The organism is Pseudomonas sp. EA_35y_Pfl2_R5 (genome assembly GCF_963970805.1).
Lineage (GTDB): Bacteria > Pseudomonadota > Gammaproteobacteria > Pseudomonadales > Pseudomonadaceae > Aquipseudomonas.
In genome coordinates this window covers 583,134-596,031 of the sequence record NZ_CAXAOW010000001.1, presented here as the reverse complement: position 1 = coordinate 596,031, position 12,898 = coordinate 583,134, and the positions used below count along the sequence as shown (strand labels likewise).

The window sequence follows — 12,898 nt, the reverse complement described above, 5'->3', positions numbered from 1 at the left end:
AAGACTATGTGTGGCATCGTAGGTGCAGTCGCCGAACGTAATATCACCGCCGTGCTGGTTGAAGGCCTCAAACGCCTGGAATACCGCGGTTACGACAGTGCTGGTGTAGCGCTGCTGACGGACAAAGGCGACCTCGACCGTCGCCGCCGTGTTGGCAAGGTCAGCGAGCTGGAAAGCGCGTTGAGTGCCGAACCGCTGGCTGGACGCCTGGGCATCGCACACACACGCTGGGCCACTCACGGCGCACCGAGTGAGCGTAATGCCCACCCGCACTTCTCCAGCCATGATCTGGCGGTGGTGCACAACGGCATTATTGAGAACCACGAAGAACTGCGTGCTCAGCTCAAGGCCTTGGGTTACGTGTTCAGCTCCGACACCGACACCGAAGTGATCGTGCACCTGCTCGACCACAAGCTGAAAACTCAGCCGCATCTCACAGCAGCACTGAAAGAAGCGGTCAAGGAACTGCACGGCGCCTACGGCCTGGCGGTGATCAGCGCCAAACAGCCGGATCGCCTGCTCGCCGCGCGCAGCGGTAGCCCACTGGTGATCGGTTTGGGCTTGGGTGAGAACTTCCTCGCTTCCGACCAGCTGGCTCTGCGCCAGGTCACTGACCGTTTCATGTACCTGGAAGAAGGCGACATCGCCGAGATTCAGCGCGACAGCGTGCAAATCTGGAGCGTCGACGGTCAGCCTGTGACGCGCGAAAGCGTGCAGTATCACGAAGGTGCGGAAGCCGCCGACAAGGGCGAGTACCGCCACTTTATGCTCAAGGAAATCCATGAGCAGCCAAAGGTCGTGCAACGCACCCTGGAAGGTCGTCTCGGTACTGACCACGTGCTGGTTCAGGCCTTCGGCCCGCAGGCCGCCGAGTTGTTCGCCAAGGTCCGCAACGTGCAGATCGTCGCCTGCGGCACCAGTTATCACGCCGGCATGGTTGCTCGTTACTGGCTGGAAGGCCTGGCCGGGATTCCTTGCCAGATCGAAGTGGCCAGCGAGTTTCGCTATCGCAAGGTAGTAGTGCAGCCGGACACCCTGTTTGTCAGCATCTCCCAGTCCGGCGAAACCGCCGATACCCTGGCCGCGCTACGCAATGCCAAGGTGCATGCGCCTGGTCAGGGCGGCTACCTGGCCAGCCTGGCGATCTGCAACGTCGGCATCAGCTCCCTGGTGCGCGAATCCGACCTGACCCTGCTGACCCAGGCCGGCCCGGAAATCGGTGTGGCTTCGACCAAGGCTTTCACCACCCAACTGGTTGCGCTGATGCTGTTGACCCTGTCTCTCGGTCAGGTGCGTGGCACCCTGGATAAAGGTCTCGAAGCCGAGCTGGTCGATGAACTGCGTCGCCTGCCGACCCGTCTGGGCGAAGCCCTGGCCATGGACAGCGTAGTGGAGAAGGTCTCCGAGTTGTTCGCCGAGAAGCACCACAGCCTGTTCCTCGGCCGTGGCGCGCAGTACCCGGTGGCGATGGAAGGCGCACTAAAACTCAAGGAAATCTCCTATATCCACGCCGAAGCCTACCCGGCCGGCGAGCTTAAGCACGGTCCGTTGGCGCTGGTGGACAGCGATATGCCTGTGGTCACCGTGGCGCCGAATAACGAGCTGCTGGAAAAGCTCAAATCCAACCTGCAGGAAGTGCGCGCCCGTGGTGGCGAGCTGGTGGTGTTTGCCGACGAGCAGGCCGGCATGAGCAATGGCGAGGGCACCCACGTGGTGAACATGCCGCATATCCACGACGCCCTGGCGCCGATCCTCTACACCATCCCACTGCAGCTGCTGTCCTACTACGTCGCCGTGCTCAAGGGCACCGACGTCGATCAGCCGCGCAATCTGGCCAAGAGCGTAACGGTTGAGTAAGCAGGAGCCAGCTAATGCGGCGTGAAGATATACAGAGCAAGCAGGCGCAGGGTGTGCTCTTCGATACCCATATCATCGCCAATCCGGCCAATACCCGGGAGTGGATCGTGCTGTTGAAGAAAGGCGCGGGCACCAGCTTCTTTCTGGTCGATGACCAGGAGCAGGTGGAGTCCTTCGCCGACCTTAATGGCCTGATCGAAGAGCTACGCCTACTCGGCATCAAGGCTGCTGAGATTCACCTCTAGCAGGCTATTAGTCGCCCGCTGATCTGAACAGATGATGATGCTCGGCGTTGTATAGCGCAGAGTCGGCGAACTGTTCGGCGTGCAGCACGCGGCCGACGAGGATCAGCGCGGTGCGGCGAAAGCCCTTGGCGCGCACCTGTTCTTCGATGGTGGCGAGGGTGCCGCTGACCCAATCCTGATCCGGCCAACTGGCGCGATGCACCACGGCAATCGGGCAATCCGCGCCGTAATGCGGCAGCAGCTCAGTAACGATCTTGCTCAGATGCACCACGCCCAGGTGGATGGCCATGGTCGCACCGTGGCGTGCCAGGTCGGCCAGCGCCTCGCCCTCGGGCATGTTCGACTTGCTCGCGTAGCGCGTGAGAATCAGCGTCTGCGACACCTCGGGCAGGGTCAGTTCGCTTTCCAGCAGGGCGGCGCAGGCCGCAGTGGCAGTCACCCCAGGGATGATCTCGAAGGCAATGCCCAGCCGGCGCAGATGGCGGATCTGCTCGCCAATCGCGCCATACAGAGACGGGTCGCCGGAATGCACGCGGGCCACATCCTGGCCTTTGCCATCGGCCTGGCGGATCAGCTCGATGATTTCATCCAGGTGCAGCTCGGCGGTGTTGATCACCTGCTCGGCGCTGTGGCCTTCGAGCACCGCTGCAGGCACCAGCGAGCCGGCATAGAGAATCACCGGGCAGCTGCGCAGCAGGCGCTGGCCTTTGACGGTGATCAGCTCGGGGTCGCCGGGGCCGGCGCCGATAAAGTAGACGGTCATGACACATCCTTGGGTGCAATCGACGCCAGGGCGCAGGTGGCGCTGGCGTTGCGGGTTTTCTCGCCGAGCAGACGCGCCGGTTGGCCGCCCAGGTGTTCGGCCAGGGCCAGGGCGCAGGGTTCGGCGACCGCCGGGCTGCCGGTGGCGGCCAGGGTGTGTGGCGAGCCTTGACCGAGGTGCTGATAGGGCTGCAGTTCGGCTGTACTAAAGCAGCTCAGCTGCAGACCGAGGCGTTCGGCCAATGCCAGCAGGCCCGGCTCGCTTTGTTTATGCGCGATGCTGGCCAGTCCGGCCAGGTTATCCACAGTCAGGCCATGCGTCTGCAGGCTGTGCAGCAGCAGGCTGAGTAAGTCCTCCACACCGCAACCGCTGCGGCAGCCCAGCCCAGCGACCACCTGAACGGCGGCAGCGGGGCGGCGAGGGGTGTGGCTGGGGATCATCTGCGGCGCTCGGTGTGTGCGGCGGCGTAGCTCAACATGGCGGCCGGCACCGGTCAACCGCGATTGACCGGCCGCCATGGCCTGCGTAGCCTTGTCGCGTTCGAGGTTCTTCATGGGCATGCCCATGAAGCTAAGAGGGAACAAGGTTGATGCCTTGGCTGCCCCCGCAACTGTGAACGGTCCAAAGCCCTTCAATACACCACTGCCGTATGGCGGGAAGGTGAAGGGTCGCGCAAGGCGCAGACCGTGAGCCAGGAGACCTGCCTCGTCACGCTTTCGACAACCGGGCGGGGTGATCCGGTGGTGTTGGCTGACGCCCCGTGGCTGTCATGTCTGTGCCGCCTGCCTGCTCGTCTTTCTTTCGACGCCATGCAGGACTCGCCATGCAAACCCTCGCCAAACTCCCCGTCACCATCGTTACCGGCTTTCTCGGCGCCGGCAAAACCACCCTGTTGCGTCATCTGCTGACCCATGCGGAGGGACGGCGTATCGCGGTGATCGTCAACGAGTTTGGCGAGCTGGGCATCGACGGCGAAATCCTCAAGCAGTGCTCCATCGGTTGCAGCGAAGAAGAAGCCAACGGCCGTATCTTCGAGCTGGCCAACGGCTGCCTGTGCTGCACCGTGCAGGAAGAGTTCTTCCCGGTGATGCGCGAGCTGGTGGCGCGCCGCGGCGAGCTGGACCATATCCTGATTGAAACCTCCGGCCTGGCCCTGCCCAAGCCGCTGGTACAAGCCTTTAACTGGCCGGAAATCCGCAACGCCTGCACTGTCGATGCGGTGATCACCGTGGTCGACAGCCCGGCCGTGGCCGCCGGCACCTTCGCCGCATTCCCCGAGCAGGTCGACGCGCAGCGCAAGCTCGACCCCAATCTGGATCACGAATCGCCGCTGCATGAGCTGTTCGCCGACCAGCTGGCCAGTGCCGACCTGGTGATTCTCAACAAGGCCGACCTGCTCGACGCCGCCGCTCTGGCTGCGGTGCGTGCGGAAGTGGCGGAAGAGCTGCCGCCGGCGGTGAAAATCATCGAAGCCCATGGCGGCGAGCTGCCGCTGGACGTGCTGCTGGGCCTGAACTGCGAGACCGAGCTGCATATCGACGGGCGCAAGACCCACCATGATCTGGAAGGCCATGAAGACCACGATCACGACGAGTTCGCCTCGTTCCACGTGGAACTACCTGAAGCCGAGGAAGCCCGTCTGCTGCAAGCGCTGAAGGAGGCGGTCAGCAAACACGGCATTCTGCGCATCAAGGGCTTCGCGGCGATTCCCGGCAAGCCGATGCGCCTGCTGTTGCAGGGTGTTGGTCAGCGTTTCGACAAACACTTCGACCGCGCCTGGCAGGCCGATGAGCCGCGCATCACCCGCCTGGTGGTGATTGGCCAGACCCTGGATCAAGCCGCCATCGAAGCCGAGCTAAACGCCGCGCTGGCAGGCTAAGCTCGCATGCACCTGCTGCGCACCCAGCCCGGCAGCCAGCTGCCGCTCGACAGCATTGCCGACCTCGGCCAGACCCCGGCCGAGCTGGTGATTCTCTGTACCGGCGATTCGCACCTGTCGTTGCTGGCCGAAGTCGCGCGGCAGTTGCCTGCGGATTACCCCAGCCTGCGCCTGGCCAGCCCGGCGCAGCTGAGCAATCACGCCTCGGTGGATCTCTACGTCGAGCAGGTGCTGCAGCACGCCAAGGTCATCCTGATCTCCGTGCACGGCGGCGTCAGCTATTGGCGCTACGGCATCGAGCGCCTGGTTGAGCTGGCCGGGCGCGGCGCGTGGGTGATTATGGTGCCGGGCGACGACAGTCCCGATCCCGAGCTGATGGGCCTAAGCAATGTCGACAGCGAGAGCGCCCACAGGCTCTGGCAGTTTCTGCGTCAGGGCGGTGCGGGCAATGCGCTGCAACTGTTTAACTGCATCGCCAGCCAGTGGCTGCAGCGCGACTATGCCTGGGTAGAACCGCAGCCGCTGCCGCGCGTGGGCCTGTATCACCCGCAGTTGGCCAATCCAAGTCTGGCCGATTGGCAAGCCAGTTGGCAGGCTGATGCGCCGGTGGCAGCGCTGCTGTTCTACCGCACCCAGGTGCAGGCGGCGAATACCGGCTTTATTGATCAGTTCTGCCAGCGCCTGCAGGCCCAGGGCCTTAATCCGCTGCCGATTGCCGTGGCCAGCCTCAAGGAGGCCGCCTGTTTGGCCCAGGTTGAAGACTGGCTGGACGCGACCGATACGGCGCTGATCATCAACACCACGGCCTTTGCCCTGTCCAACCCGGAAGCGCCGAGTGCACGACCCTTTCGCCGCGATATCCCGGTGCTGCAAGCCATTTGCGCGCTGGATAACCACGAACAATGGCAAGCCAATGCCCAGGGCCTGGGTTCGCGTGACCTGGCCATGCATATCGTGCTGCCCGAGCTGGATGGCCGGCTGATCACCCAGCCGATCAGCTTCAAGGGCCTGGCCTGGCGCAGCGAGCGCAGCCAGAGCGATGTGGTCTGTTACCAGCCCCATCTGCCGGGGATGGATTTCGTTGGCGAACTGGCGAAGAAATGGATAGAACTGGCGAGAAAAAGTAACGATCAAAAGCGTATTGCCCTGATTCTGGCCAACTACCCGACCCGCGATGGTCGCCTCGGCAACGGCGTCGGCCTGGATACCCCGGCGGCGGCGCTAAATATCCTCCGTGCGCTGCAACAGCAGGGCTATCCGGTGGAAGGCCTACCCGACAGTGGCACCGCGCTGATCCACCAGTTGCTCGGTGGCGTGACCAATGATCTGGACAGCCTCGACGCGCGGCCTTGCGCCCAGAGTCTGGCGCTGGACGAGTACCTGGCGTTCTTCCACAGCCTGCCCGCCGCCAACCAGCAGGCGGTGCGCGAGCGCTGGGGCGAACCGCAGAGCGATCCGATGTACCGCAGCGGGCGGCTGATGATTGCCGGTCTGCGTTTTGGTTTGACCTTCGTCGGCATCCAGCCGGCGCGCGGTTATCAGCTGGATGCGGCGGCGGTGTATCACGACCCCGATCTGGTGCCACCGCACGGTTACTTGGCGTTTTATTGCTGGATCCGTAGGGTATTTGCGGCGAACGCCGTCATACACGTCGGCAAACACGGCAATCTGGAATGGCTGCCGGGCAAGAGCGTCGGCCTGTCCGCGCAATGCTGGCCGAGCGCGATTCTCGGCCCGCTGCCGAATATCTACCCTTTTATCGTCAACGATCCGGGTGAAGGCGCGCAGGCCAAGCGGCGCACCCAGGCGGTGATTATCGATCACCTGATGCCGCCGCTGACCCGCGCGGAAAGCTACGGCCCGCTGCGCGATCTCGAGCGCCTAGCCGACGAATATTACGAGGCCAGCCAGCTCGACCTGCGCCGCGCCGCAGAGCTGCGCGGCGAGATTCTGCTCAAGGTGCGCGAGGCCAGCCTCGACCGCGAACTGGGCCTGCAACTGAATGCAGACCCCAACAGTTGGCTGCCGCAGCTGGATGCCTACCTGTGCGATTTGAAGGAATCGCAGATCCGCGATGGCCTGCATGTATTCGGCGAATCCCCTGCCGGCAGCCTGCGCCGCGACACCTTGCTGGCGCTGTTGCGTATTCCCCGTGGCGACGGCCAGGGCGGCAACGCCAGCCTGCTGCGCGCCCTGGCTCGCGATCTGCAACTGGACTTCGATCCCCTCGATTGCGAGATGGCCGCGCCCTGGCAGGGCCCGCGCCCCGCGCTGTTGCAGCGTCTTAGCGATGACAGCTGGCGCAGCGCGGGCGATACCCGTGAACGGTTGGAGCTGCTGGCTTTGCAGCTGATTGAGGCTACTGACTGCGAATCCGTTGGTGTGGAAAGCACCCAGGTGCTGCAACGCCTGCATGAGCAGATCGCACCGCTGCTGGATGCCTGCGGATCGGCTGAGATACACGGCCTGCTCGCGGCGCTAAGCGGGCGCTTTGTTCCGGCTGGGCCGAGTGGCGCGCCGAGTCGCGGTCGCCTCGATGTGCTGCCCACCGGGCGCAATTTCTACAGCGTCGATGTGCGCAACCTGCCCACGCCGACCGCCTGGCGTATCGGCGTGCAGGCGGCGGATCGCCTGCTGGAGCGACATCTGCAGGATCACGGCGATCATCTGCGTCAGCTTGGCCTGTCGCTGTGGGGCACGGCGACCATGCGCACCGGCGGCGATGACATGGCCCAGGCCCTGGCGCTGATGGGCGTGCGCCCGGTGTGGCAGGCCGGCAGCCAGCGCGTCGAACGTTTCGAGGTGCTGCCGCTGGCGCAGCTCGGCCGCCCGCGGGTGGACGTGACCCTGCGCGTCTCCGGGTTCTTCCGCGATGCCTTTAGCAACCTGATCCGCCTGTTCGATGACGCGGTGCAGGCGGTGGTCGATCTCGATGAGCCGGAAGAGATGAATCCGCTGTCGGCGCGGGTTTGGCGTGAGTCTCTGACCTTGCAGGACAGCGGCCTGGATGAGCACGAGGCACGCAGACAGGCGGGCTGGCGGGTGTTCGGCAGCAAGCCGGGGGCCTATGGCGCGGGCGTGCAGAACGCCATCGAAGAACGCCTGTGGCAAACCCGTGAGGACCTGGCCGAGGTCTACCTGAATTGGGGCGGCTACGCCTACGGCAGCCACAGCGAAGGCACCCCGGCGCGCGCACAGTTCGCCGAGCGCCTGGAGCAGATGCAGGCGGTGCTGCACAACCAGGACAACCGCGAGCACGACATCCTCGACTCCAACGACTACTACCAGTTCCAGGGGGGCATGCTCGCGGCGGTGGAAACCCTGCGCGGGGCCAAGGTGGCGAGTTATCACGGCGATAACAGCCAGCCGGACACGCCGCGCATCCGCACCCTGAAGGAAGAACTCAGCCGCGTGGTGCGCGCCCGTGCGGCCAATCCCAAGTGGATTGAGGGCATGAAGCGCCACGGCTACAAGGGCGCGTTCGAGCTGGCGGCGACCATCGACTACCTGTTCGCCTTCGACGCCACCAGCGAACTGGTTGATGACCACCAATACGCGCTGCTCACCGATGCCTATCTGCTCGACAAAAGCACCCGCGACTTTATCCAGCAGCACAACCCCGGCGCTCTGCAGGATATCCTCGAACGCCTGCTCGAAGCCCAGCAACGTGGCCTCTGGCAGCACCCCGGCGAGTACCGCGAAGCGCTGGAAAATCTGCTGATCGACAGCGAAGAATCGTAGGGTGGATGGCGCTTTATCCATCCACCAAAACACCGTCATGGTGGACGAGAAAAGCGTCGTCCACCCTACGCAAACTTGATGGACTGCAACCATGACCGATAGCCACTTCCCCCTCGCTGCCGTGGTCGCCGCCGATGACCTGAAACTGGCGCTGTGCCTGGCGGCCATTGATCCGGCGATTGGCGGTGTGCTGATCGAGGGGCCGCGCGGTATGGCCAAATCGACCCTGGCCCGTGGCCTGGCCGATCTGCTCGCCAGCGGCACCTTTGTCACCCTGCCGCTAGGGGCGAGTGAGGAGCGTATCGTTGGCACCCTCGATCTGGATGCCGCGCTGGGCGAGGGCCGTGCGCAGTTTTCTCCCGGGTTGCTGGCCAAGGCCAATGGCGGCGTGTTGTACGTCGATGAGGTCAACTTGCTGCCCGATCATCTGGTCGACCTTCTGCTGGATGCCGCCGCCAGCGGGGTCAACCATATCGAGCGCGACGGCATCTCCCATCGGCATGCTGCGCGTTTTGTGCTGATCGGCACCATGAACGGCGAGGAGGGCGAGTTGCGCCCGCAGTTGCTCGATCGCTTCGGCCTTAACCTGGCCCTGGATGCCCAGCCGCAACCGGCCCAGCGCGCCGAAATCGTTCGCCGCCGCCTGGCCTTCGATGCCGACCCGCAGGCGTTTCTGCAGCGCTGGCAGGTGCAGCAAGACGAGCTGCGCGAGCGTTGCCAAAGCGCCCGTGAGCGTCTGGCGGCGATTCCCCTGGATGACGCCGCTCTGGAACAGATCAGCCAACGCTGCTTCGCCGCCGCCGTCGACGGCCTGCGCGCCGATCTGGTCTGGCTGCGCGCCGCTCGCGCCCATGCTGCTTGGCGTGGTGCCGAACATATCGAGGCGGTGGATATCGATGCGGTGGAAGACTTTGTGCTGCGTCACCGTCGCCGGCATACCCTGCCGCCTGCCGCGCAGCCGCCACAATCACAGCCCGAATCGCAGCCAAATAACAGCGCGCCGAGCGAGCAGCCACAAGCGCCGCAAGGCGAAGGCCAGTGGGGCGAGTTGCCCGCCCAGGCACAGAGCCTTGGCGTCCGGCGTGAACCGCCGCGCTGGACAAAAAAGCCCTAGGCATCCGCCCGCGCACAGCCCTAGGCGCGGATGCCCGGGCCGCACCCGGCACACTGGGCAATGGTAGTAACGGCGCCAGTCGCAGTGGCGCTGCGGGCCGTATCGACTGGCCGGCGAGCCTGCTTAAAGGCCGCCCGCGCAGTCGCCAGGATCTCGTGCTGCGTCCGCGCAGCGCCAAGCCAGCGGAGCTCTGGCTGGTGATAGTCGATGCCTCGGCCTCGACCCGCCGCCATGGCGCGTTGAGCAAGGCGAAGGGTTTGCTCAGTGAAGTGTTCGAGCAGGCGCGCCGGCAGCGCGCGCGCCTGGCCTTGTTGCATGCGACTGGCCGTCAGGCGCAATGGTTGTGGCAGGGGCAGAAGCCTTCCCGGGCCTTGCAGCAGTGGCTGGCCGAGCTGGGCGCGGGCGGCGGCACGCCGCTGTTAGATGCTTTGCAGCAGGCCGCCGACTGGCAGGCGCGGCGTCAGCGCCTGCATCCGGCCGAGCGTCAGCGTTTGCTGATCATCACCGATGGCCGCCTGCGCGATTGGCCGGCGTTAGCGCCGAGCGCTTGCCCGGCGCTGTTGGTGGATATCGAAAGCGCACCGATCCGCCTGGGCCGCGCGCGTCAGCTGGCCGCCGAGTTAGGTGCCGACTACCGACATATCGATTCGCTGCCGGTTATAGCCGGCAGCCTGGAGACAGCCTTATGAAAACCCTGTTGATCATCGGCATCGGCGCCGGCGACCCGGACTATCTGACCGTGCAGGCGATCAACGCGCTGAACCGCACGGACCTGTTCTTTCTGATGGACAAGGGCAGCGCCAAGGACAGCCTGATCGGCCTGCGTAAGACCATCTGTGAACGCTTTATCCAGGGCCGCGACTACCGCTTTGCCAGCGCCGACTGCCCCGAGCGGGTGCGCGATGTAGCGGACTATCGCGGCAGCGTGGTCGATCTGAATCAGGACAAGCAGCAGGTGTTCGAAGGCATGATCCGCGAGCAGCTGCGCGATGGCGAAACCGGGGCCTTTCTGGTCTGGGGCGACCCGGCGCTGTACGACAGCACCCTGCGTATCGTCGAGCAGATAGTTCGCAACAGCGCGGAAGAAATCGAGTACGAGGTCATCCCCGGCATCACCAGCCTGCAAGCCCTGGCGGCCAAGCATAAGGTCTGCTTTAACAGCATCGGCCAGGCCTTCCAGATCACCCCGGCGCGGCGCCTGGCCGAAGGCGGCTTCCCAGAGGGCGTGGACAGCGTGCTGGTGATGCTCGACGCCCAGGACACTTACCAGCGCTTTGTCGATCAAAACATGCAGATCTACTGGGGCGCCTATATCGGCACCCCGGATGAAGTGCTGATCGCTGGGCCGCTAAGCGAGGTCGCCGAGACCATCTGCACTCGCCGCGCCGAATTGCGGGAGCAGCATGGGTGGATTATGGATAGCTATTTATTGCGTAAGCTGGGGAAGGAGAGGGCTTGAGGTACTTGGTGGACAAGCGAAGCCTTGTCCACCGTTGGTTATTCAGACTATTTGCTGCCGTCGTCTTCGCGCTCGACAGCCATTGTCAGTCATTATTCCGCTGACTATTCTCGACCGTCCGATGCACGAAAAACTGAGCACATGAACAGCAAGCCTGGCAGGAACGACCCGTGCCCCTGCAATAGCGGCAAGAAATTCAAAAAGTGCCACGGCTCGCCGGAGCAGCTGGTGACAGAGCGGGCTACCGCCCGCATGGCGCTTGAAGCGCCGCATCGTTCGTCTCAATCTCGGCTTGAGGCGCGTGAGTTTCAGCGCCGGGAGCAGCAAGGATTGGGACGGTCCATTATTTCCACGCAGCTCCAGGAGCACCGTGTTGTGGCCGTCGGCCGCCGGTGTCACACGTCGAAGCACTGGAAAACGTTTCACGACTTCTTGCGCGATTACCCCAGGATCGTTCTTGGCGAAGACTGGTGGCAGGAAGAAATACGTAAGCCGGTGGAATATCGGCATCGCATTGTGGCTTGGTTCATGCGTGCCTGCGAGCTGGCGGCTACGCGTCAGGCAAACCGCGAAGAACTTGGATTGGCTGCGACTGGAGCGTTGTCGGCGTACATGCGCTTCGCTTACGACTTGTACGCGCTTCAGCATGCAGTTGACGTTGAGCAGTTGCTCATTGATCGGGTCAGGAGTCCTAGTGGATTTCCGGGGGCGATGTATGAGGTCCGTGTTGCTGCATCGTTGCTACGAGCTGGGTTCACCCTCGAATTGGAGGATGAGACGGACCGCCGTACCACGCACGTGGAGTTCGTTGCCACCCATGTCGCCACTGGTGCCAAGTTCTCCGTTGAAGCCAAACGACGTGAAGGTGCCAGGCTGAAGGTCAATAAGCTTTTGCACAGTGCCTTGACGAAGCACGCCGAGTATCCCCGAATTGTTTTCATCGACACGAACGACGGGCGACTAGAATTCCACCGGCTAGAGGATCTTCCCATCGCTCTGGCAGAGACCAGGCAGCGGCTGAAACGCTTTACGGAGGACCCGGTCGGAAGAACGCTGCCCGCGGCGTATGTAATCGCAACACTCAGTCCCGAAGAGCATCATCTTGACGCAACCGGTCTGCCCTTCAGCTTTCTGCTGTGGGGGTTCCGTGTGAATGACATGCAGCCTGGCTTCAAGACCTTGATAGATGAGGTGCAGACGCGGCGACGCCACTTGCCGGTGTTCGAGCTGATCGAGTCAATGGGGAAGCATCGGGCGATCCCAGTGTCCTTTGACGGCGAGGCGGATGCTTTCGCAAACAACTCGCCTCCGAACCGCTTCCAGATCGGTGAGAGCTATGTGGTGCCGGGGCCTGATGGCGTGGTTGACCGCAATGCGGGCCGCAAGCCATTGAGAACAGCAATGGACTGCTTCAATTTCCTTTGGGAGAGTGCCAGTGACACGCCGAGGGAAAGACTGTTGGACCATATGAAAGCGGCTCCAGACATAGACGAACTGGCTGTGCTTTCTCAGATCGATCTGGCAACGCACTACTGCGTGCGCATGGCAGAAGCGATGATGCGAGATGCTGCGCCGCGACAGTCCTCCGCTGCCGCATCTGGCAACGAGAGTACGTGACGCCTACAGTTGAGCTGCCAACCCATAATCTGTGAACCGTAAAACCCATGCTGCTGCCAGCCCACCATCAGTGAACCGTCAAAACCCTCGATGGGTACCACCTGTGACAATAGGGGACAGACCACGGTTTCGCTTGAATGATCAAGCAGAAGCGAAAAACTGTTGTCTGTCCCCTATTACTGTTTTCAAGGACCTTACCTAGAGAGGCGGCGAGGCGGTGCTT

The 12,898-nt window shown here is 63.4% G+C and carries 10 protein-coding genes and 1 riboswitch; of the genes, 8 read left to right on the top strand and 2 right to left on the bottom strand.

The annotated features are described in order from the left end of the window. The first annotated feature begins 6 nt into the window (after positions 1-6). A complete protein-coding gene (gene glmS / locus AACX99_RS02680) occupies positions 7-1,857 on the top strand; it encodes a glutamine--fructose-6-phosphate transaminase (isomerizing) (protein ID WP_339409291.1) in 1,851 nt (616 codons plus the stop codon). 14 nt (positions 1,858-1,871) lie between these two features. Continuing rightward, positions 1,872-2,102 carry a hypothetical protein gene (locus AACX99_RS02675; protein ID WP_339409289.1) on the top strand — a complete coding sequence of 77 codons (231 nt, stop codon included), beginning with the start codon at positions 1,872-1,874 and terminating at the stop codon, positions 2,100-2,102. 7 nt (positions 2,103-2,109) lie between these two features. On the opposite strand, the gene cobM is transcribed toward AACX99_RS02675, so the two are convergent. Continuing rightward, a complete protein-coding gene (gene cobM, locus AACX99_RS02670; protein WP_339409287.1) occupies positions 2,110-2,865 on the bottom strand; it encodes a precorrin-4 C(11)-methyltransferase in 756 nt (251 codons plus the stop codon). Next, positions 2,862-3,419: a cobalamin biosynthesis protein gene (locus AACX99_RS02665; RefSeq protein WP_339409285.1), complete on the bottom strand. Its 558-nt coding sequence runs from the start codon at positions 3,417-3,419 to the stop codon at positions 2,862-2,864. The genes cobM and AACX99_RS02665 overlap by 4 nt, the downstream gene beginning before the upstream one ends. Then, positions 3,392-3,588: riboswitch (cobalamin riboswitch) on the top strand. (Overlaps the previous gene by 28 nt.) A 100-nt stretch (positions 3,589-3,688) precedes the next feature. Between AACX99_RS02665 and cobW the strand changes: the two genes are divergently transcribed. The 6 genes from cobW to AACX99_RS02635 all read left to right on the top strand — a co-directional run bounded on the left by cobW (position 3,689) and on the right by AACX99_RS02635 (position 12,675). After that, positions 3,689-4,744: a cobalamin biosynthesis protein CobW gene (cobW, locus tag AACX99_RS02660; RefSeq protein ID WP_339409283.1), complete on the top strand. Its 1,056-nt coding sequence runs from the start codon at positions 3,689-3,691 to the stop codon at positions 4,742-4,744. 6 nt (positions 4,745-4,750) lie between these two features. Beyond that, a complete protein-coding gene (gene cobN / locus AACX99_RS02655; protein WP_339409281.1) occupies positions 4,751-8,485 on the top strand; it encodes a cobaltochelatase subunit CobN in 3,735 nt (1,244 codons plus the stop codon). A gap of 91 nt (positions 8,486-8,576) precedes the next feature. Then, on the top strand, positions 8,577-9,599 hold the full coding sequence (locus AACX99_RS02650; protein WP_339409279.1) for an ATP-binding protein: 1,023 nt from the start codon (positions 8,577-8,579) through the stop codon (positions 9,597-9,599). 2 nt (positions 9,600-9,601) lie between these two features. Then, a complete protein-coding gene (locus AACX99_RS02645; RefSeq protein ID WP_339409659.1) occupies positions 9,602-10,288 on the top strand; it encodes a vWA domain-containing protein in 687 nt (228 codons plus the stop codon). Next, complete coding sequence (gene cobF, locus AACX99_RS02640; RefSeq protein ID WP_339409277.1) at positions 10,285-11,058, top strand: precorrin-6A synthase (deacetylating); 774 nt, start codon at positions 10,285-10,287, stop codon at positions 11,056-11,058. The genes AACX99_RS02645 and cobF overlap by 4 nt, the downstream gene beginning before the upstream one ends. A gap of 141 nt (positions 11,059-11,199) precedes the next feature. Next, positions 11,200-12,675 (top strand): YecA family protein, encoded by a 1,476-nt coding sequence (locus tag AACX99_RS02635; protein WP_339409275.1) that lies wholly within the window; start codon positions 11,200-11,202, stop codon positions 12,673-12,675. The last annotated feature ends 223 nt before the right edge of the window (positions 12,676-12,898 follow it).